The organism is Bifidobacterium phasiani, assembly GCF_019331775.1.
GTDB lineage: Bacteria > Actinomycetota > Actinomycetes > Actinomycetales > Bifidobacteriaceae > Bifidobacterium > Bifidobacterium phasiani.
This window is the reverse complement of record NZ_JAHBBD010000034.1, coordinates 1-20,002: the sequence shown is the minus strand read 5'-3', so window position 1 is coordinate 20,002 and position 20,002 is coordinate 1. Positions and strand designations below refer to the sequence as shown.

16 protein-coding genes, 1 pseudogene and 1 riboswitch are annotated in these 20,002 nt (G+C 70.5%); of the genes and pseudogenes, 8 read left to right on the top strand and 9 right to left on the bottom strand.

Going from position 1 to position 20,002, the window contains the following annotated elements; all coding sequences use genetic code 11:
• The 3 genes from ftsZ to KIH73_RS10290 all read right to left on the bottom strand — a co-directional run.
• A partial coding sequence (gene ftsZ / locus KIH73_RS10300) for a cell division protein FtsZ (protein WP_338024001.1) occupies positions 1-1,054 on the bottom strand: 1,054 nt, incomplete at its 3' end.
• A 116-nt stretch (positions 1,055-1,170) separates the two neighbouring features.
• Positions 1,171-2,451, bottom strand: a complete 1,281-nt coding sequence (dusB, locus tag KIH73_RS10295) for a tRNA dihydrouridine synthase DusB (RefSeq protein ID WP_219083205.1) — start codon at positions 2,449-2,451, stop codon at positions 1,171-1,173.
• Positions 2,452-2,551: 100 nt separating this feature from the next.
• On the bottom strand, positions 2,552-4,069 hold the full coding sequence (locus KIH73_RS10290) for a glycine--tRNA ligase (protein WP_219083203.1): 1,518 nt from the start codon (positions 4,067-4,069) through the stop codon (positions 2,552-2,554).
• A gap of 121 nt (positions 4,070-4,190) precedes the next feature.
• Positions 4,191-4,300: riboswitch (TPP riboswitch) on the top strand.
• On the opposite strand from KIH73_RS10290, the gene thiM reads away from it, so the two are divergent.
• The 8 genes and pseudogenes from thiM to KIH73_RS10255 all read left to right on the top strand — a co-directional run bounded on the left by thiM (position 4,292) and on the right by KIH73_RS10255 (position 13,538).
• Positions 4,292-5,230 (top strand): hydroxyethylthiazole kinase, encoded by a 939-nt coding sequence (gene thiM, locus KIH73_RS10285; protein WP_219083201.1) that lies wholly within the window; start codon positions 4,292-4,294, stop codon positions 5,228-5,230. (Overlaps the previous riboswitch by 9 nt.)
• A gap of 46 nt (positions 5,231-5,276) precedes the next feature.
• Positions 5,277-5,870 (top strand): annotated as a pseudogene (locus tag KIH73_RS11025) (thiamine phosphate synthase); the annotation flags it as partial.
• A gap of 168 nt (positions 5,871-6,038) precedes the next feature.
• A complete protein-coding gene (gene thiD, locus KIH73_RS11020) occupies positions 6,039-6,833 on the top strand; it encodes a bifunctional hydroxymethylpyrimidine kinase/phosphomethylpyrimidine kinase (RefSeq protein ID WP_236022728.1) in 795 nt (264 codons plus the stop codon).
• 152 nt (positions 6,834-6,985) lie between these two features.
• A complete protein-coding gene (locus KIH73_RS10275; protein WP_236022724.1) occupies positions 6,986-7,372 on the top strand; it encodes a thiamine-binding protein in 387 nt (128 codons plus the stop codon).
• A gap of 82 nt (positions 7,373-7,454) precedes the next feature.
• The gene (locus KIH73_RS10270) at positions 7,455-8,510 is read left to right on the top strand and encodes a LacI family DNA-binding transcriptional regulator (protein ID WP_219083197.1); all 1,056 of its coding nucleotides are present in this window, start codon (positions 7,455-7,457) and stop codon (positions 8,508-8,510) included.
• A gap of 267 nt (positions 8,511-8,777) precedes the next feature.
• On the top strand, positions 8,778-10,097 hold the full coding sequence (locus KIH73_RS10265) for an MFS transporter (protein WP_219083195.1): 1,320 nt from the start codon (positions 8,778-8,780) through the stop codon (positions 10,095-10,097).
• 44 nt (positions 10,098-10,141) lie between these two features.
• On the top strand, positions 10,142-11,692 hold the full coding sequence (locus KIH73_RS10260; RefSeq protein ID WP_219083193.1) for a glycoside hydrolase family 32 protein: 1,551 nt from the start codon (positions 10,142-10,144) through the stop codon (positions 11,690-11,692).
• A gap of 310 nt (positions 11,693-12,002) precedes the next feature.
• Positions 12,003-13,538 (top strand): glycoside hydrolase family 32 protein, encoded by a 1,536-nt coding sequence (locus KIH73_RS10255; protein WP_219083191.1) that lies wholly within the window; start codon positions 12,003-12,005, stop codon positions 13,536-13,538.
• An 82-nt stretch (positions 13,539-13,620) separates the two neighbouring features.
• On the opposite strand, the gene KIH73_RS10250 is transcribed toward KIH73_RS10255, so the two are convergent.
• The 6 genes from KIH73_RS10250 to KIH73_RS10225 form a co-directional block, all read right to left on the bottom strand.
• On the bottom strand, positions 13,621-14,412 hold the full coding sequence (locus tag KIH73_RS10250; protein WP_219083189.1) for an isoprenyl transferase: 792 nt from the start codon (positions 14,410-14,412) through the stop codon (positions 13,621-13,623).
• Between the two features lie 191 nt (positions 14,413-14,603).
• Positions 14,604-15,317 carry a DNA repair protein RecO gene (gene recO / locus KIH73_RS10245; RefSeq protein WP_219083187.1) on the bottom strand — a complete coding sequence of 238 codons (714 nt, stop codon included), beginning with the start codon at positions 15,315-15,317 and terminating at the stop codon, positions 14,604-14,606.
• A gap of 51 nt (positions 15,318-15,368) precedes the next feature.
• Positions 15,369-17,060, bottom strand: a complete 1,692-nt coding sequence (locus KIH73_RS10240; RefSeq protein ID WP_236022723.1) for an alpha/beta hydrolase family protein — start codon at positions 17,058-17,060, stop codon at positions 15,369-15,371.
• Between the two features lie 101 nt (positions 17,061-17,161).
• Positions 17,162-18,388 carry a flavodoxin-dependent (E)-4-hydroxy-3-methylbut-2-enyl-diphosphate synthase gene (ispG, locus tag KIH73_RS10235; RefSeq protein WP_420830235.1) on the bottom strand — a complete coding sequence of 409 codons (1,227 nt, stop codon included), beginning with the start codon at positions 18,386-18,388 and terminating at the stop codon, positions 17,162-17,164.
• Between the two features lie 20 nt (positions 18,389-18,408).
• Positions 18,409-19,596 carry a 1-deoxy-D-xylulose-5-phosphate reductoisomerase gene (gene dxr / locus KIH73_RS10230; RefSeq protein ID WP_219083185.1) on the bottom strand — a complete coding sequence of 396 codons (1,188 nt, stop codon included), beginning with the start codon at positions 19,594-19,596 and terminating at the stop codon, positions 18,409-18,411.
• Positions 19,593-19,955, bottom strand: coding sequence for a hypothetical protein (locus tag KIH73_RS10225; RefSeq protein ID WP_219083183.1), 363 nt, complete (start codon positions 19,953-19,955; stop codon positions 19,593-19,595). The genes dxr and KIH73_RS10225 overlap by 4 nt, the downstream gene beginning before the upstream one ends.
• Positions 19,956-20,002 lie beyond the last annotated feature (47 nt).

Genomic DNA, 20,002 nt, shown 5'->3' with positions numbered 1-20,002 from the left:
GCATCGAGGGCGCCCACGGCGCGCTGATCAACATCGCCGGTCCGACCGACCTCAAGCTGCAGGAGGCCTCCGCCTCCACCGACGCGGCGGTCTTCTTGATCGAGTCGAACCCTGCGGCGATGACGGTGACGCGCACCTCGTCGCCGTAGGAGTCGTCGAGCGCCAGACCCCAGATGATCTGCGCCTCGGGGTGGATGGCCTTGCGCACCAGCTCGGTGGCGGCGGAGGCCTCCTGCAGCTTGAGGTCGGTCGGACCGGCGATGTTGATCAGCGCGCCGTGGGCGCCCTCGATGCTCTCCTCGAGCAGCGGCGAGCTGATGGCGATCTCGGCGGCCTGGGTGGCGCGGTCCTCGCCCCGGGCGGAGCCGATGCCGAACAGCGCCGTGCCGGCGCCGCGCAGAATGGCGGTCACGTCGGCGAAGTCGACGTGGATGTACGAGTTCATCGTGATCAGGTCCGTGATGCCCTGCACGCCCGCGAGCAGCGCGCTGTCGGCGGTCTTGAACGCGTCCACGATGCCGATCGAGCGGTCCGACAGCTCGAGCAGGCGGTCGTTCGGGATCACGATCAGGGCGTCGACCTCCTTGCGGAGGTTCTCGATGCCGAGCGCGGCCTTGTTCGCGCGCTGCGGCCCCTCGAAGCCGAACGGGCGGGTGACCACGGCGATGGTGAGCGCGCCCTGCTGGTGTGCGGCGCGCGCGACGATCGGGCTGGCGCCGGTGCCGGTGCCGCCGCCCTCGCCGCAGGTGACGAACACCATGTCGGCGCCCTTGAGGGCCTCCTCGATGTCCGACTGATGGTCCTGGGCGGCCTTCATGCCGCGCTCGGGGTCGGCCCCGGCGCCGAGCCCGCGGTTGGTGTTGTCACTCAGGGAAATCTTCACATCGGCGTCGGACCGCAGCAGGTCCTTCGCGTCGGTATTGATGGCTACGAATTCGACGTTCTGCAGACCCTCGGCGATCATGCGATTGACGGCGTTGCCGCCGGCTCCACCGACACCGACGACCTTGATGTTGGTCTTGTCGTTGAATTCAGTCTGGGCGATCTCGCTCACCATAGTCTCCTGTCACTCACGGTTACGCATTACTCTATCGCAGCCGGCCTGACAATCGCCGAAGATTCTCAGGCGTGTACCGCATTTTGACAACTCGTCCGTCCGGGGGCCGCGACTCAGTAGCCCGCGTCCATCGGATCGTCGCCGAACAGCGCCTCGCGCTCCTCGTGCGTGGTCCGCCGGGAGTCCAGCCAGCCGTACGGCAGATGCACCTTCTTCTGGAACCGCACGCGGCCGCGGGGCTTGTCCGCCACCCGCTCGGGGTAGGGGGCGTCCTGGTCCAGCGCGGCCACCTCACGGTCGACGTCCTCGAGGCTCTCGCAGGCCATGAACGCGCGCCGGGTCTGCCCGCCCACGGGGAACCCCTTGAGGTACCACGCCACGTGCTTGCGCAGGTCATGCACGGCCATGCGCTCGTCGCCGTCGTAGAACTCGGTGAGCAGGCGCGCGTGCCGGGCGATGATCCGCCCGACCTCCCCCAGCGTCGGGTTGGTGCGTTCGTCGCTGCCGGCGAACGCGTGCTTGATGTCGGCGAACAGCCACGGCCGCCCCTGGCATCCGCGCCCGATGGCGACGCCGGCGCAGCCGGTCCGCTCGATCATCGCCAGCGCGTCGTCGGCGCCCCAGATGTCGCCGTTGCCGAACACCGGGATGTCGAGCTCGCTCGCCAGCTCGCCGATGCGCGACCAGTCGGAATGCCCGCCGTAGTACTCGGCCGTCGTGCGCGCGTGCAGCGTCACGGCTTTGCAGCCCTCCTCCTGGGCGATGCGGCCGGCCTCGTGGAACGTCTCGTGCTCGTGGTCGATGCCGACGCGGATCTTGGCGGTCACGGGGATGTCCGCGGTCCGGCACACGCGCACCACGCGCGCGATGATCTCCCGGAACAGGTCGAGCTTCCACGGCAGGGCCGATCCGCCGCCGCGGCGGGTCACCTTGGGCACCGGGCAGCCGAAGTTCAGGTCGATGTGGTCGGCCATGCCGCCGTCCACGACGATCCGCGCCGCCTGCTCGACGATGGCGGGGTCGACGCCGTACAGCTGCAGCGAGCGGACGCGTTCGGACGGCGCGAACCGGCACAGGCGGAACGCCTTGGGGTTGCGCGCCACCAGCGCGCGCGCCGTGACCATCTCGGCCACGTACAGCCCGTCCGGGCCGTACTCCTCGCACAGCACGCGGAACGGCCAGTTCGTCACCCCGGCCATCGGCGAGAGCATCACCGGCGTCGACACGTGCACCGGCCCCAGGTCGACGGGCTCGACGCGCACGGGGCCGCTCGGCCTCGCGTCCGTGCGCGGGTCCAGCACCGGGGCCCGCCCGCCGGCGGCGTCCCGCCGTTCGCGGGACGCCGTGCCCGCGGCCGCCGCGGCATCGGATCGGCTGGCTACGTCATCACACATCGTTCGTTCCTTCCATGGCGCCCCGCCGGCGGCGAGACGGAGGAACCCAGGCCCGCCGCGGCGTGGTCTGGGTTCCGCTCCATACGTCCGGGCCCGCGGCTCAGCGCTGGCCGCCGGCCTCGGCGACCCTGACCGGCTCGCTCTCGTCGACGCCCGGCTCCTTGGCCACGTCGACGCCGCCGTCGGCCGCCTTGGCGCCCACGATCGAGACCGGGCCCTGCGGGTAGCGCACGCGCTTCTCGCCCACCCGCTCGGCGACGTAGTCGGCCACCTTGTCGAGGCTGACGCGCTCCTGGGCCATCGTGTCGCGCTCGCGCACGGTGACGGCGTGGTCGTCGATCGTGTCGAAGTCGACGGTCACGCACAGCGGCGTGCCGATCTCGTCCTCGCGGCGGTAGCGGCGGCCGATCGCGCCGGCCTCGTCGTAGTCGACCATCCAGTCGTGCTGGCGCAGGTCGGCGGCCAGGTCCTGGGCGATGGCCTGCAGCTCCGGCTTCTTGGACAGCGGCAGCACCGCGGCCTTGACCGGGGCCAGGCGCGGATCCAGGCGCAGCACCGTGCGCTTGTCGACGCCGCCCTTGGTGTTCGGCGCCTCGTCGACGTCGTAGGCGTCCACGAGGAAGGCCATCAGCGAGCGGGTCAGGCCGGCCGCCGGCTCGATCACGTACGGGATGAAGCGCTCGCCGGTCGCCTGGTTGAAGTAGCTCAGGTCCTCGCCGGAGTGGTTCTGGTGCGCGGTCAGGTCGTAGTCGGTGCGGTTGGCGATGCCCTCGAGCTCGCCCCACTCCGAGCCCTGGAAGCCGAAGCGGTACTCGATGTCCACCGTGCGCTTGGAGTAGTGGCTCAGCTTCTCCTTCGGATGCTCGTAGTGGCGCAGGTTCTCCGGGTTGATGCCCAGGTCGGTGTACCAGCGGGTGCGGGTGTCGATCCAATACTGGTGCCATTCCTCGTCCGTGCCGGGCACGACGAAGAACTCCATCTCCATCTGCTCGAACTCGCGGGTGCGGAAGATGAAGTTGCCCGGCGTGATCTCGTTGCGGAAGCTCTTGCCGATGTTGGCGATGCCGAACGGCGGCTTGGAGCGCGAGGAGGTCATCACGTTCTTGAAGTCCACGAAGATGCCCTGCGCGGTCTCGGGGCGCAGGTAGTGCAGGCTGTTGTCGTCCTCGACCGGGCCGAGGTGCGTGCGCAGCATCATGTTGAAGTCGCGCGGCTCGGTCCAGTCGCCCTTGGTGCCGCAGTCCGGGCACACGATGTCCTTCAGCCCGTTCTCCGGGTCGTGGCCGTGCTTCTCGGCGTACGACTCCTCGAGCTTGTCCGCGCGGTGGCGCTTGTGGCAGTTCAGGCACTCGATCAGCGGGTCGTTGAACACGGAGACGTGGCCGGAGGCCACCCACACGGCCGGAGGCAGGATCACCGAGGTGTCCACGCCCACCACGTCGCCTCGGGTGACCACCATCGAGCGCCACCATTCGCGCTTGATGTTGTCCTTCAGCGCCACGCCGAGCGGGCCGTAGTCCCAAGCGGAGCGGGTGCCGCCGTAGATCTCGCCGGCGGGGAAGACGAACCCGCGACGCTTCGCGAGGGATACCACTTCATCGAGTTTGCTTGCAGCCACAGTGCACCTTCTGGTCTGAACGGTTTGGGGTCTTGACCCGAACGAGTCTATCCGCATGCGGTGACACGCACGGCGGCGTGTCAACGCCGGCCGCTGTCCGCGCACGCCCCTATGTTCGGAACCGTACATGCAGGGGAACGCGCGTGCCGCAGCGCGCGTTGAGATGGGCCACGGCCCGACCCTTTGAACCTGTTGGCTAACACCATCGTAGGGAGCAGTGATATGACGCCATCCGCATCGTCGTCGAACCCTTCATCGAATCATTCGCCGAACGCCTCGCCGGCCCGGGGCGCCGCCGCCGGGGACCTTCCGCCGGACCACCCGCTGCGCGCCGCCGTCCGCAAGGCCGTGGACGACGTGCGCGCCGCCACGCCGCTGGCGCAGTCGTTCACCAACTTCGTCACCATCAACCTCGTGGCCAACGCCCAGCTCGCCGCGGGCGGCACCGCCGCGATGAGCTTCCTGCCCGACGACGTGCTCGACACCGCCGCCATCGCGGGCGCCACCTACGTCAACGTCGGCACGCTGCTGCCGTTCTACGGCGACGCCCTCGCCGACATCGCCCGCGGCCTGCACGACCTGGGCAGGCCCTGGGTGCTCGACCCGGTGGCGGCCGGCATCGGCGCGACCCGCACCGCGATCCTCGAGTCCTTCCGCGACGTGCCGCCGAACGTCGTGCGCGGCAACGCCAGCGAGATCATCGTGCTGGATCGGCTGTGGGGCCTGGGCGGGGGCGAGGCCGGCGACCGGACCCGGCCGGCCGGCGTCGAGTCCGTGGACGACGTCGAGTCGGCCGCGGCCGCGGCCCGCCGCGTGGCCCGGCACCTGGCGAGCCGCTCCCCCGACGGCCGCGGCACGGTCGCCGTCTCCGGCGCGATCGACCTGGTCACCGACGGCGAGCGCGACTACCGGCTGCCCGGCGGCAGCGCGATGATGACGAAGATCACGGGCGCCGGCTGCTCGCTCGGCGGCGTGACCGCCACCTACCTGGCGGTCGCCGACCCGCTCACGGCGGCGCTGGCCGCATCGCTGCACTTCAACCGCGCCGCGGAGACCGCCGCGGCGAGCGCCCAGGGACCGGGCTCGTTCCAGACCGCGTTCCTCGACGCCCTGTGGAACACGACCGCCGAACGGATCGCGGCCTCGCCCATCCTGGCCTGACCCGGGCCGCCGAACGCAACCGCCCCACCACCCCAAGGACACCACCATGACGCTTTTCCCATACCCTTCGATGCGCGGCCGCTTCGACCTGCGGCACTATCTCGTCCTCGGCCCCGACGACACCAAGGGCCGGCCCGTCGCCGACGTGGTCGCGGCGGCGCTGCGCGGCGGAGCCACGCTGGTCCAGCTGCGCGCCAAGCACGCCGACTCCCGCGACATCACCGCGATGGCGCGCGACATCGCCCGGGTCATCGCCGGGCAGGGCAGGTCCGACGACGTCGCCTTCGTCATCGACGACCGCGTTGACGCCGCCTGGCAGTGCCGCGGCCTGGGCATCAAGGTCGACGGCGTGCACATCGGCCAGGACGACCTCGACCCCGAGCAGACGCGCTCGCTGCTCGGCCCGGACGCCATCGTCGGGCTGTCGGCCAAGACGATCGGGCAGATCGAGGCGGCGAACGCGCTGGACGACGGCGTCATCGACTACATCGGCGTCGGGCCGGTGCACCGCACCGCGACCAAGCCGGAGGCCGCCGTCGTCGGCGCCGACGGCGTCGAACGCGCCCTCGGCGTCGCCGGAGCCGGCGAGCTGTGCGCGGCGAGCCGATATCCGGTCGTCGTGGGCGGCGGCGTGCATGCCGACGACGTGCCGGAGCTGGCGCGGACGCAGGCGGCCGGGTGGTTCGTCGTCTCGGCAATCGCCGGGGCCGACGACCCGCAGGCGGCCACCAGAGAACTCGCCGAGGCGTGGACCGCGGTGCGCGGGGACCGCCGCCACAGCCATGCGCCGACGGCCCGCCGCCACGCGCTGCCGGCCGTGCTCACCATCGCGGGCAGCGACTCCTCCGGCGGCGCCGGCATCCAGGCCGACCTCAAGACGATGCTGGCCAACGGGGTGTTCGGCATGTCCGCCATCACCGCGCTGACGGCGCAGAACACCACCGGCGTGCGATCGGTGCAGGACACCGACCCCGCGATCCTCGCCGACCAGATCGACGCGGTGTTCGAGGACATCCGCCCGGGCGCGGTGAAGATCGGCATGGTCTCGAGCGCCGCGCTCATCGCCGTCATCGCCGACCGCCTGACGCGGCACCGGGCTGGCAACGTCGTGCTCGACCCGGTGATGGTGGCCACCTCCGGAGCCCGCCTGATCGGCGAGGACGCCGTCGGCGCGCTGACCTCCATGCTGTTCCCGCTGGCCGACGTGATCACGCCGAACATCCCCGAGGCCGAGGCGCTGCTCGGGATGGCGTTCGGTTCCATCGACGGCGCGCCCGCGATGCGGGAGGCGGCCGTGGCGCTGGCGGAGCGGTACGGGTGCGCGGCGCTCGTCAAGGGCGGCCACGGCACCGCCGACGCCAGCGACGTGCTCGCCGAGCCGGGCGGCGCGGTCACCTGGTTCGACGGCGTGCGCGTGGACAACCCGAACACCCACGGCACCGGGTGCACGCTGTCGAGCGCCATCGCCGCGAACCTGGCCAAGGGCGCGGCGCTGCCGCAGGCGATCCGCGACGCCAAGACGTACCTGACCGGCGCGTTGGGCGTGCAGCTGGATCTCGGCCGCGGCTGCGGGCCGATGGACCACGCCTGGCGCTGGCGCTGACGGCCGGGCCCACGGCGGGCGGCGGCGAACCGTCGGTCGCCACGCGGCGGACGGGGCCGGGCGAACCGCGTCGGCCGCCGCGACGGCCGGCGAATCCGCCGCGACCGGATAACGGTCATTTCGAAGACAGAACGACAACCAACCAAGGAGCCATGATGACGACAACGACGAACGATGTCCCGGACCGCAAGGCCGTGCGCCAGGAGGTGCCGGTCGACCCCGAGACCGGCAGGCCGTACATCAACACGGTGGCGGCGGTGGCGATCGCCCCGAGCGGCGTGGGCGCCGAGCTCAGCGAATACGTCTCGCAGGCCGTGGTGGTGATTCGGGACTCCGGGCTGCCCAACGAGACCAACGCGATGTTCACCAACATCGAGGGCGACCTCGACGAGGTGCTCAGGGTCGTGCGCGACGCGACGATGAAGCTCGCCGGGCAGGGCTACCGCACCGGCGTGACGCTCAAGCTCGACATCCGCCCGGGGTTCAGCGGCCAGCTGGCCGAGAAGCCGCAGCTGGTGGACTCGATCCTGTCCGAGTAGCCGACGCGACGCGCCGGGGCGGCGCGCCGCGTCGTCCCGGCATATCCGGCCCGGACGGCGCCAAGGGTCTATCGTTTTACGTATGACGACGATGAAGGAGATCGCGCACCGGGCCGGGGTGTCCGTATCCACGGTGTCGCTGGTGCTGAACAACCGCGACGAGGGCCGCGTCAACGCCGACACCGCCGCCAACGTGCGGGCGATCGCCAAGGCGATGGGGTACCGCCCGAATCCGCTGGCCAGAAGCCTGCGGACCAGCCGGACCCGCATCATCGGCTTCGTCAGCGAGGAGATCGCCACCACCCCGTACGCCGGCGGCATCGTGCTCGGCGCGCAGGACGCCGCCAGCGAGCTGGGCTACATGATGATCACGGTCAACACCGACGGCAGGGCCAACGAGGAGCGGCAGCTGGCCGCGCTCAAACGCTATGGGGTCGACGGATTCCTGTACGCGAAGATGTCGAACCGCGTCACGACCGCGCCCGGGGGCATCGCGGGCTACCCGACGGTGATCGTCGACGCCGTCGACGGCAGCGGCGGCATCCCGAGCATCGCGCCGGACGAGACGCGGATCGGCTACGACGCGACCCGCCATCTCATCGACGCCGGCTGCCGGCGCATCGCCTACGTCGGCTGCGCCGAGCCGATGCTGGCCGAGGGGCTGCGCCTGGAGGGGTACCGCAGCGCCCTGCGTGACGCCGGGATCGAGCCGGACGACGATCTGGCGATCCGGGTGTGGTTCAACCAGCCGGCGCTCGACGCAGTCAGCCGCCTGTTCGACGAGCGGCATCCGGACGGCTTCTTCTGCTTCAACGACGCCCGCGCGTGGTACGTGTACGAGTGCGCGGCCCGTCGCGGCCTGGTCGTCGGCCGCGACGTCTCGGTGGTGGGCGTGGACAACCACAGGGTCATCGCCGAGACCTTCGCCCCGCAGCTGACGACGGTCGAACTGCCGCATTACGAAATGGGCTACTGGTCGGTCTGCCGCCTGGTCTCGCTCATCGAGGACCGTCCGCTGGACGACGTGACGCCGCCCCGGACGACCGCGCCGCTGCCCCCGTTCGACGCGGACGGCCCGGTCTCCATCCATTGCACGCTGATCGAGAAGGATTCGGTCGCGCATCACGCAGCGGCGTAGCCGCCGCCGGCGGGACCGACGCTGCATGACACGCCGATGCGCATTCACCGCGATTCGTTGGAACGGCTGAAAATCAATCGTTTGACGTCGTCGCGGGCGCCACGTATTTAAATCGATTGACGTAAATCGATTGACGTCCTATGATGGCAACCGCGATCGACACCGACGGCGCAGCGGCCGGAGACGGTCGCCGACAACCGAATCCCGCAATCATCATCGACCAACCGCATGGCAGCGGTGCGGTTCTACGGCAGGAAAGAGACACACATGGCACGTGCATCCAAATCCGCATGGAGCAACCCCTCCTACTTGCAGAGCTCGTTCGGCATCTTCATGTTCTTCTGCTCGTGGGGCATCTGGTGGTCCTTCTTCTCGCGCTACCTGCTCGCCCCCGACAAGGGCCTGGGCATGACCTCCGCCGAGCAGGGCCAGATCTACTCCATCAATTCGCTGGCGACGCTGGTCATCATGTTCGCCTACGGCGTTATCCAGGACCAGCTCGGCATCAAGCGCAAGCTCGTCATCGCCATCGCGGCGGTCGCGGCGCTCGTCGGCCCGTTCGTCAACTTCGTCTACGCCCCGATGCTCGCCGCGGGCGGCTCCGTCCGCTTCGCCGGCGTGCTCCTCGGATCGGTCGTGCTGTCCGCCGGGTTCATGGCCGGCTGCTCCCTGGTCGAGGCGCTCACCGAACGCTATTCGCGCAAGTTCGGGTTCGAGTACGGCCAGTCCCGCGCCTGGGGCTCCTTCGGCTACGCCATCGTGGCGCTGTGCGCCGGGTTCCTGTTCAACATCAACCCGATGCTCAACTTCTGGGTCGCCTCCGCCTGCGGCCTGGGCATGCTGCTCGTCTACCTGTTCTGGGTTCCGGCGGAGCAGCGCGAGGAGCTGCGCCGCGAGGCCGACCCGAACGCCGAGAGGACCAATCCCTCCCTCAAGGAGATGGTGTCCGTCCTGCGGATGCCGGCGCTGTGGGTCCTCATCGTCTTCATGCTGCTGACCAACACCTTCTACACCGTGTTCGACCAGCAGATGTTCCCGACCTACTACTCCAGCCTGTTCCCCACCACCGACATCGGCGACGCCACCTACGGCACGCTCAATTCCGTCCAGGTGTTCCTCGAGTCCGCCATGATGGGCGTCGTCCCGGTCATCATGCGCAAGATCGGCGTGCGCAACGCCCTGCTGCTCGGCGCGTTCGTCATGTTCGCGCGCATCGGCCTGTGCGGCGTCTTCCACAACCCGGTCGCGGTCTCCATCGTCAAGATGTTCCACTCCATCGAGGTGCCGCTGTTCTGCCTGCCGGCGTTCCGGTACTTCACCCTGCACTTCGACACCAAGCTGTCGGCCACGCTGTACATGGTCGGGTTCCAGATCGCCTCGCAGGTGGGCCAGGTCATCTTCTCGACGCCGCTGGGCATGCTGCACGACTCGATGGGCGACCGCCCGACGTTCTTCACGATCTCCGGCATCGTGCTCGCCGCGCTGATCTACGGCTTCTTCGTCATCAAGCGCGACGACCAGCAGGTCGACGGCGACCCGTTCTACACCGACCGTCAGCTCAGGGCGATGCAGGCCGCCAAGGCGTGACCCGACCCCGGCAAACGACACCCACCACCACGAAAGGCAGACCGATGACCGATTTCACCCCCACCCTCACGCCGTTCGCCGACCACGACGCCGAGCTCGCCAAGGCCGAGGCCGGCGTGGCCAAGCTGGCGGCCACCCGCAACGACCGATGGTACCCCAAGTTCCACATCGCCTCCGACGGCGGCTGGATCAACGACCCCAACGGCCTGTGCTACTACAAGGGCCGCTGGCACGTCTTCTACCAGCTGTTCCCGTACGGCACCGCCTGGGGGCTGTGCCACTGGGGGCACGTCTCCAGCGCCGACCTGGTGACCTGGCGGCGCGAGCCCATCACGATGGCGCCCAGCCTGGAGCAGGAGCGGGACGGCGTGTTCTCCGGCTCCGCCGCGATCGGCGACGACGGCGAACTGCGCTTCTACTACACCGGCCACCGGTGGGCCAACGGCCGCGACAACACCGGCGGCGAGTGGCAGGTCCAGATGATGGCCGTCCCGGACGACGACGAGCTCCGGCACGTCACCAAGCTCGGCATGATCATCGACTGCCCGCGCGACAAGGTCCACTGGCACTTCCGCGACCCGAAGGTCTGGAAGACCGGCGACGTGTGGTACATGGTCCACGGCGTCTCCTCCGCCGACCGGCGCGGGCAGATGTGGCTGTACACCTCCGAGGACATGGTGGAGTGGACGTTCAAGACCGTGCTGTTCGAGCATCCGGACCCGGACGTGTTCATGCTCGAGTGCCCCGACTTCTTCCCCCTTGCCGACCGCGACGGCAACGAGAAGTGGGTCCTCTGCTTCTCGGCGATGGGATCGAGGCCCAAGGGCTTCATGAACCGCAACGCCAACAACGCCGGCTACATGATCGGCACCTGGGAGCCGGGCGGCGCGTTCGAGCCGCAGACCGAGTTCCGCCTGTGGGACTGCGGCCACAACTACTACGCGCCGCAGTCCTTCGACGCCCCCGACGGCCGGCGCATCATGGTCGGCTGGATGAGCCCGTTCGACCATGCGATGGCGATGGCCGGCGACGGCTGGTGCGGCCAGCTGACCCAGCTGCGCGAGGTCTTCCTCGGCGAGGACGGCGACGTCCACACCGTGCCGGTCCCGGAGGCCGACGCGCTGCGCGCGGACGACGTCGAGTTCGGCGCGGTGGATCTCGCCGAGGGCGGGCGCATGACCCTCGACGCGGACCTCGAGGCCGGGGAGATCGAGCTGTCCATCGACCTGGCGAACACCACCGCAGAGCGCTGCGGGCTCAGGGTCCACGAGACGCAGGACGGCGGGTACGTCTACGTCGCCTACGACGCGCAGACCGGCTGCGTCGTCCTCGACCGGCAGAACGGCTCCGGCACGGACGGCGGGTACCGCGCCGCGCCGCTGAGCGACGACGAGCTCGCCGCCGACGCGCTGAAGCTGCGCGTGTTCGTCGATCGCGGCTCGGTCGAGGTGTACGTCAACGACGGCCATCAGGTGCTCAGCTCGTACAACTTCCCGACGCAGGGGCCGCGTGCGGTGTCGCTGACATGCGAATCCGGCGGCCTCCGGGTCAAGGGCCTGACGCTGCACCATCTCAACGGCATCGCCCTCGAGTAGCCCGGGTCGTCTCGGCCGCCCCCTCCATCCCGAATTGCACATTGTGCGCCCCGATCGCGAACGGCGTTCCGTTCCCCTCCCCGCACACAATGTGCAATTTTTTATGCTGAGACGGGCAAATCGGCTTCTCAGCGTGAAGAAATGCACATTGTGCGCGGGGAGGATGTCGGGATGCGGCCGGGGAGCGGGGAGGGTATGCTGGAAGCACTGAATCGTACCGGTTCGATATCAGCTCGGCTCATTGAGCAATCGATTGCCGATACGGAGGCATCGCGCAGACGCGACACCATATGCAGAAAGGTCAACTCCGATGGGTGATTTCACCGAACTCAACCGCCCCTTCGCCCCGCACGACGACCAGCTGGCCAAGGCCGAACGGGCCGTAGCGGATCTGGCCGCCGGCCGCGCCGACCGCTGGTACCCGAGGTTCCACATCGCCTCCAACGGCGGCTGGATCAACGACCCCAACGGCCTGAGCCACCACCGCGGCCGCTGGAACGTCTTCTACCAGTTGCACCCCTACAGCGCCCAGTGGGGTCCGATGCACTGGGGCCACGTCTCCAGCGCCGACCTGACGACCTGGCGGCGCGAGCCGATCGCCCTGGCCCCCAGCATCGAGGCCGAGCTCGCGGGCGTGTTCTCCGGATCGGCCGTCACCGGCGACGACGGCCGTCTCTGGCTGTACTACACCGGCCACCGCTGGCGGAACGGCGTCGACGTCGCCGACGGCAACCTCGAGGTGCAGTGCGCCGCGGTCTCCGATGACGGCGTCCGCTTCGAGAAGCTCGGCGTCGTCATCGACAACCCGGAACGGCTCAAGGACTTCCGCGACCCGAAGGTCTGGAAGCAGGACGGCCGCTGGTACATGGTCTTCGGCCTGCGCACCGGGGACGAGCGCGGCGAGATCGTGCTCTACACCTCCGAGGACATGCGCCGCTGGTCCTTCGACCGCGTGTTGTTCCGCCACCCCGACCCCGACGTGTTCATGCTCGAGTGCCCCGACTTCTACGAGATCCCCGCGCCCGACGGCACGACCCGCTGGGTGCTGTGCTTCTCCGCGATGGGCACGAAGCCGGACGGCTTCATGAACCGCAACGCCAACAACGCCGGCTACATGATCGGCACCTGGGAGCCGGGCGGCGCGTTCGAGCCGCAGACCGAGTTCCGCCTGTGGGACTGGGGGCCGAACTACTACGCGCCGCAGTCCATGCTCGGCCCCGACGGCCGGCGCATCGTCCTGGGCTGGATGAACCCGGCGGACGGCTCGCCGACCCAGCGCGACGGCTGGTGCGGCCAGATGACGCTGCCGCGCGAGGTGACGCTGCGCGAGGACGGCGACCTGCACACCACGCCCGTCGCCGAGATCGACCGGCTGCGCCTGGACGACGTCGACCACGGCTCGATGACGCTGGGCCGCGACGAGGAGCGCGAGGTGCTCGAGGACGCCGAGGCCGTGGAGATCGACCTGACCATCGACCTGGAAGCCACCACCGCCGAGCGCTGCGGCCTCAAGCTGCACTGCACCGACGACGGCGGCTACGTGTACGTCGGCTACGACGACCAGACCCGGCGCGTGGTGCTCGACCGCCAGGCCGCGGGCGTCGGCGAGCGCGGATACCGCGCCGCGCCGCTGAGCGACGGGGAGCTGGCCTCGGGCCGGATCGAGCTGCGGGTGTACGTCGACCGCGGCTCGGTCGAGGTGTACGTCAACGACGGCCGGCAGGCGATGAGCGCCTACAGCCTGCCCGCCGCCGGCCGGCGCGCGGTGCGCCTGCTCGCCGAATCCGGCACGATGGCGGTCGCCTCGCTGGTCACCCACCGGATGGGCTCGATCGGCCTGGAGTAGGCGGGACGACGGCGACGAAGACAAGCAAGGGGTGCGTTCCCGAACCCCGGGAGCGCACCCCTTCGCCGTCGTCGCGTCCGGCTCAGGCCTTGACGCCGCCGAACCGGCGGTCGCGGTGGATGTAGTGGTCGATGGAGCGCCACAGCACCTCGCGCCCGCAGTCGGGGAACAGCTCGGGCACGAAGTCGAGCTCGGCGTAGGCGGCCTGCCACGGCAGGAAGTTCGACGTGCGCTGCTCGCCGGAGGTGCGGATCACCAGGTCGCAGTCGGGGATGTCGGGATTGTACAGGTGCTCGGCCACCATCTTCTCGGTCACGCGGTCGCCGCTGATCCTGCCGTCGCGCACCTGCCTGGCGATGGCGGCGCAGGCGTCGGCGATCTCCGCGCGGCCGCCGTAGTTGATGCAGAACACCACGTCGATGGTCGTGTTGCGCCTGGTGCGCTCCATCGCGACCTCGAGCTCGTCGATCACCGACTTCCACAGCCTCGGGCGGCGCCCCGACCAGCGCACGCGCACGCCCCACTCGTCCATCTGCGCCACGCGGCGGTGGATGATGTCGCGCGAGAAGCCCATGAGGAAGCGCACCTCCTGCGGCGAGCGCTTCCAGTTCTCGGTGGAGAACGTGTACAGGCTCAGGTAGCGCACGCCCGCCTCGATCGCGCCGGCGATGGTGTCGAAGACCACCGGCTCGGCGGCCTTGTGGCCCTCGGTGCGGACCAGGCCGCGCTGCTGCGCCCAGCGGCCGTTGCCGTCCATGATGACGCCGATGTGCCGGGGCACCTTGTTCTTCGGGAAGTCCGGGATGCGCGCGGGGTCCGAAAACGGCGCGGCGGGGACATCAAGCGATCGGTAGTCGACGTTCTCAAAAGCCATACTACGCATCATACAGGCGGCACGGTCCGCCCGCGGCATTCGCGGGGCCGACCGGGGCGTGACGATGCCGCGCCGATCCGCGCGGCCCCGCCGGCGGTGTCCGCGGGGCGGCGCGGCCGCGATCCCGTCCCCGTCGCGCCGGCACCGCACCGGGAGGCGGCCCGCCGACGGCGCGTCCGACGGGGCGCCGGCTACACGCGCATCGAGCGGATCGGCCGCTCCAGGTAGTACTCGCCCCAATCCGCCACCAGGCGCGTGACGCGCGACCGGGGCTCGGCGCCGTCCAGCGCCCGCCAGTCGCCGGCCGTCAGCGCGCGCAGCTGGCCCAGCTCCCCCGGGCTCACCGGGCGCGCCTCGGGGGTGCGGTCCGCGCCGCACATCGTCCCGCCGGCCGGGATCGACAGGTATCCCAGGCCGTCGCCGCGCCCGCACACCACGCAGGAGTCCAGCCGCGGCGTCCAGCCGGCGAGCGCCAGCGCGCGCAGCACGTACGAGTCGCCGATCGCGCGCGGCGGATGCGCGCGGCGCGCCAGCGCGGCCAGCGCGCCGACCAGCAGCCGGTACTGTTCGGGGGCCGGCTCGCGTTCGGCCGATACGATCTTGTCCACGGTCTCCACGATGACGTTGGCCGCGGCGTACGCCTCGTAGTCCAGGCAGATCGGCCCGGCGTAGGCGGCTATGGACTCCGCCTGCGAGACCACGTCGAGCGAGCGGCCCTCGCTGACGAGCACGTCGACGCGCATGAACGGCTCCAGACGGCCGCCGAAGCGCGACCTGACGCGGCGCACGCCCTTGGCGACGGCCCGCACCTTGCCGTGGCCGCGCGTCAGCAGGGTGACGATGCGGTCGGCCTCGCCGAGCTTCGCGGTGCGCAGGACCACGCCCTCGTCGCGATACAGCGCCATACGCGCACCTCCCTTCCGTGAACCGGGGCGGACCGCCCGCCCGCATGCGGGCTAGTAGACGAACAGGCCCCAGAACGCGAACACCAGCAGCACCGACACCATGCCCGCCGCCGACATCCAGAACAGCACCCGGCCCAGACGGGTCGTCGCCAGCACGGGCTGCTCGCCGGAGACGATCTCGCGCACGGCGCCCCGGCGCGGGTGCGCGGCGAGGATGCCGCGCAGCGAGGCGACCTCGATCAGCCGCGCCAGCACGCACGACCACGCCCAGACCACCAGCGTGCACACCAGCTGCGCCACCGGCCAGCTCCAGTACATCACGCCGGGGTCGTTGTCGGGGGCGCCGCCCCACGCCAGGTCGACGACGGTCATGATGACCTCGCCCAGCCCGACGGCGAACATGCACAGCGTCAGCAATGTGACCGTCACCAGCACCAGCATGACGCGCCCGAAGCCGTGCCGGAACCCCAGCGTCGGCCGGTCCGGGTGCAGGCCGCGGCGCAGGCGGCGCACCAGCGCCACGGCGGCGACCACGGCCGTCGCCAGCAGGAGCAGCAGCATCGCGGCGTGCAGGACCACGCCGTAGACCGTCATCGTGCGGTGGGCGTGCAGTTCCGTGGGCACGGCGATGGATTGGACGATGACGTCGCCGGCGACCCGCTCGCTGGTCTGCTCCAGCCCGGCCAGCGTGCCGACCGTCCAGTCGACCAGGTCGTCGAGGTAGCGGTCGGCGAACGGCTCGCCGACCACGTCGTCGTGCCCCAGGCGCAGCACGTGGTTCGCCATGGCGTAGCTGCGTATCGTCACGTCGTCGTTGCCGGCCAGGCGCGCCATGCGCAGGATCTGCTCCAGCCCGTCGACCTGCGCGGTCATCACGTCCTTGGATCCGTAGGCCACGAAGGTGGGGACGGCGAACGCCTCGGGCGTCAGCGTGCGGATGTCGAGGTTGGTCAGACCGAACAGCTCGGCGTCGACGCCGAACACGCGCCGCACGATGGACTGGTAGCCGTCGTGCGCGCCGGCGAGCGCGAAGTCCTGCGCGACGAAGAAGCCCAGCGCCTCGCGGGGCGTGTACACCATCGGGCTGAGCAGGATCTGGAAGGCGACGTCCGGGTCGTCCCGCAGCAGGTAGGAGGAGATCCACGTGCTCTCCGAGGTCGCGTAGATGCCGACCTGCGCGGGGTCCACGTCCTCCATGCCGCGCAGCAGGCCGACGACCTGGTCGTAGGCGTCCGCCGAGGCCGGGTAGTCGCGGTCGACGTCGGTGGTGGACCAGGTGGGCTTGTCCGTCACGGCGGTCACGAACCCGGCGCTGCTCATCGCGTAGGCCACGTCGCCGAAGGAGTCGTAGCAGGTGCCGTGGCCGGCGCCGTGCATGAACACGACGCCGGGGCGCCCCCCGCCGGCGCCGACCGGCTCGCGCAGGACCACGCGCATGTCCTGCACCTCGCCGGTGGCCTCGCGGGTCACGGGGACGACGATGGCGCGCTCGCTGACCTCGTACTGGCCGCGCCGGGCGAGCGTCGCGCCCTCGGGCACGTCGAAGGTGACGGCGGTGTCGGCGTCCAGCGTGGCGACGGTGCGGTCGGTGGGCTCGTAGTCCCACTCGACGGCGGTCAGGTTGGACACGGCGACCAGGACGCCGAGCAGGACGAGGAATATCGGCAGGCTGACCAGCAGACGCCGCCCGCGCCCCCAGGCGGCCCCTCCGTGCCGCGTGTCCCTATCCCTCGTGCTGCGCATCCCGTCATTGTATATCGCGCCGCCGCGGCCCGGCCCGCACTGCGGACGCGCGGCCGGGAAACCCGACGTGTCCGGCCCGGCTGTATGGTTCCGCCGCCGGGTCACCGCGCCGGGCCGTGCGGCCCGTGCACGACCGGCACGACGACCGGCCCGCCCGCCGTCGACGGCGCCAGGCCGTCGGCCTGCATCTGCGCGGCGATCCGGTTCGCCTGCTCCAGCAGGGTCTCGACGATGCGGTCCTCGGGCACGGTCGCCACGACCTTGCCCTTGATGAAGATCTGCCCCTTGCCGTTGCCGGAGGCGACGCCCAGGTCGGCCTCGCGCGCCTCGCCCGGACCGTTGACGATGCAGCCCATCACGGCCACGCGGATCGGCGCGGTGACGTCCTTGAGCCCCTCGGTCACGGCGTTGGCCAGCTGGATGACGTCCACCTGCGCGCGGCCGCAGCTCGGGCAGGAGATGATGTCGAACCTGCGCGGCCGCAGCCCCAGGTATTCCAGGATCTTGCAGCCGACCTTGACCTCCTCGACCGGCGGCGCGGACAGCGAGACGCGGATCGTGTCTCCGATGCCCTCGGCGAGCAGCGCGCCGAACGCCAGGCACGACTTGATCGTGCCCTGCCACGCGGGGCCGGCCTCGGTGACGCCCAGGTGCAGCGGCCAGTCGCCCTTGGAGGCGAGCAGCCGGTAGGTCTGCACCATCGTGACCGGGTCGTGGTGCTTGACGGAGATCTTGAAGTCGTGGAAGCCGACGTCCTCGAACATGCGGGCCTCCTTGAGCGCGGAGGCGACCAGCGCCTCCGGGGTCGGCCCGCCGTACTTCGCGTACAGCTCCTTGTCGAGTGATCCGGCGTTCACGCCGATGCGCAGGCTGATGCCGGCGTCGGTCGCCGCCTTGCAGATGGCCGGGCCGACCTCGGCGAACTTGCGGATGTTGCCCGGGTTGACGCGCACCGCCGCGCAGCCGGCGTCGATGGCCTGGAACACGTACCGGCTCTGGAAGTGGATGTCGGCGATCACCGGGATCGGGGACCTCCTGACGATCTCGGGCAGCGCGTCGGCGTCGTCCTGGCTCGGCACGGCCACGCGCACGATGTCGCATCCGGCGGCGGTCAGCTCGGCGATCTGCTGCAGCGTCGCGCCCACGTCGACGGTGGGCGTGTTCGTCATCGACTGCACGGAGACGGGCGCTCCCCCGCCCACGGGCACCGGCCCGACCATGATGCGGCGCGAGGCGCGGCGCGGGTGCAGCGGGCTGGCGCTGACGTCGGGTTCGCCGGTCCTGCGGAACGGCCTGTCGGTGGTCTCGGTCTCGTGCGTGGTGCTCATCATCTCGTTGGTGGTTTCGGTCACATCTGCTGGTCTATCAGATCGTCGGCGCGGCGGCGGGCCTCGAGCTCGACCTGACCCATTTCCTCCACGGACGAGAAGGCCGGGTCGCCGCGCAGGTCGGCGTCCATCCGCTCGATGACGGCCCGGACCGTGTCGACGATGCCGAGGTAGGGCAGCCGGTGCTCGAGGAAGGCGTGCACCGCCTGCTCGTTGGCCGCGTTGAGCACCGCGGTGTGCTTCTGCGAGGCCTTGAGGCACTCGCGCGCCAGGTTCACCGCGGGGAAGGCCTCGTCGTCCAGCGGCTCGAACGTCCATGTGGCGGCGGTCGACCAGTCGCAGGGGCTGGCGACGTCGTCCAGGCGCTCGGGCGCGGACAGGCCGAGGGCGATCGGCAGGCGCATGTCGGGCGGCGAGGCCTGCGCGATCGTGGCGCCGTCGCGGAACTCGACCATCGAATGCACCACGGACTGCGGGTGCACGGTCACCACGATGCGGTCCGGCTCGATGTCGAACAGCCGGCTCGCCTCGATGACCTCCAGGCCCTTGTTCATCAGGGTCGAGGAGTTGATCGTCACCACCGGGCCCATGTTCCAGGTCGGGTGGTGGAGCGCCTGCTCCGGGGTGACGCCGCGCATCTGCTCCCGGGTCATGCCGCGGAACGGGCCTCCCGACGCGGTGACGACCAGCCGGGAGACCTCGCCGTGCGTGCCGGAGCGCAGCGACTGCCAGATCGCCGAGTGCTCGGAGTCGACGGGGTTGATCTGGTCGCTGCGCGTCTGGGCGGAGAACAGCAGGTTGCCGCCGGCGACGACGGACTCCTTGTTCGCCAGCGCCAGCTGGGAGCCGGCCTTGAGCGCGGCGATCGACGGCTCCAGGCCGATCGATCCGGTGATGCCGTTGAGCACCACGCTCGCGCCGCAGCCCGCGACGCCGTTCACCGCGTCGGGGCCGGCCTGGATCTGCGTGGTGGTCGCGCCGGCCCGGTCGAGGGCCTCGCGAAGCCGCGGCGCCGCGGCCGTGTCGTACACGGCGACCTGCGGCACCTGGAACTCGGCGGCCTGACGGGCGAGCAGCTCGACGTGCGCGCCGCCGGCGGCCAGGCCGACCACGGTGAAGCGATGACGATGGCGTGCGATGACGTCCAGTCCCTGGGTGCCGATGGAGCCGGTCGACCCAAGGACCACAACGGTGGCGTTCTGGTTCACTCTTCGGTCTTCTTCGTGCTGGGGGTATCGAAATCGAACGACGGGAAGGACAGGTCCGGGATGTCGATCGGACCCAGCGAGGGCACGGAGGGGGTCTCCAGCCTGGGGACGACCGGCTTGGGATCGGCCCGTTCGGCCGGCTGGACCGAGCGGGCCATATGCGCCAGCGCCGCGAGCGACGAATCGGCGGCCGGCTCGGCGGGCTCGGCGGGCGGCGCGGGCTCGGCGGGCGGCGCGGGCACGGCCGGCCGCGGTTCCGCGGGCGACGGCGCGGCGGCCGTCACGAAGTCGGGCGTCCACGACGCGGTCTCGGTGGCGCTCGGCTCGGCCGGGTACCACCATCCAACACCACCGACCAAACTAGAAAGCTAGAACTCGGTGGGGGACGCAGCCTGAAAAAAAAAAA

Excerpts from the sequence above, each read along its gene's own strand:
- dusB (WP_219083205.1), bottom strand. The coding sequence starts at position 2,451 with ATGTGTGATGACGTAGCCAGCCGATCCGATGCCGCGGCGGCCGCGGGC.
- thiM (WP_219083201.1), top strand. The coding sequence starts at position 4,292 with ATGACGCCATCCGCATCGTCGTCGAACCCTTCATCGAATCATTCGCCG.
- KIH73_RS10275 (WP_236022724.1), top strand. The coding sequence starts at position 6,986 with ATGATGACGACAACGACGAACGATGTCCCGGACCGCAAGGCCGTGCGC.
- KIH73_RS10270 (WP_219083197.1), top strand. The coding sequence starts at position 7,455 with ATGACGACGATGAAGGAGATCGCGCACCGGGCCGGGGTGTCCGTATCC.
- KIH73_RS10265 (WP_219083195.1), top strand. The coding sequence starts at position 8,778 with ATGGCACGTGCATCCAAATCCGCATGGAGCAACCCCTCCTACTTGCAG.
- KIH73_RS10260 (WP_219083193.1), top strand. The coding sequence starts at position 10,142 with ATGACCGATTTCACCCCCACCCTCACGCCGTTCGCCGACCACGACGCC.
- KIH73_RS10255 (WP_219083191.1), top strand. The coding sequence starts at position 12,003 with ATGGGTGATTTCACCGAACTCAACCGCCCCTTCGCCCCGCACGACGAC.
- KIH73_RS10250 (WP_219083189.1), bottom strand. The coding sequence starts at position 14,412 with ATGGCTTTTGAGAACGTCGACTACCGATCGCTTGATGTCCCCGCCGCG.
- recO (WP_219083187.1), bottom strand. The coding sequence starts at position 15,317 with ATGGCGCTGTATCGCGACGAGGGCGTGGTCCTGCGCACCGCGAAGCTC.
- KIH73_RS10240 (WP_236022723.1), bottom strand. The coding sequence starts at position 17,060 with ATGCGCAGCACGAGGGATAGGGACACGCGGCACGGAGGGGCCGCCTGG.
- ispG (WP_420830235.1), bottom strand. The coding sequence starts at position 18,388 with ATGAGCACCACGCACGAGACCGAGACCACCGACAGGCCGTTCCGCAGG.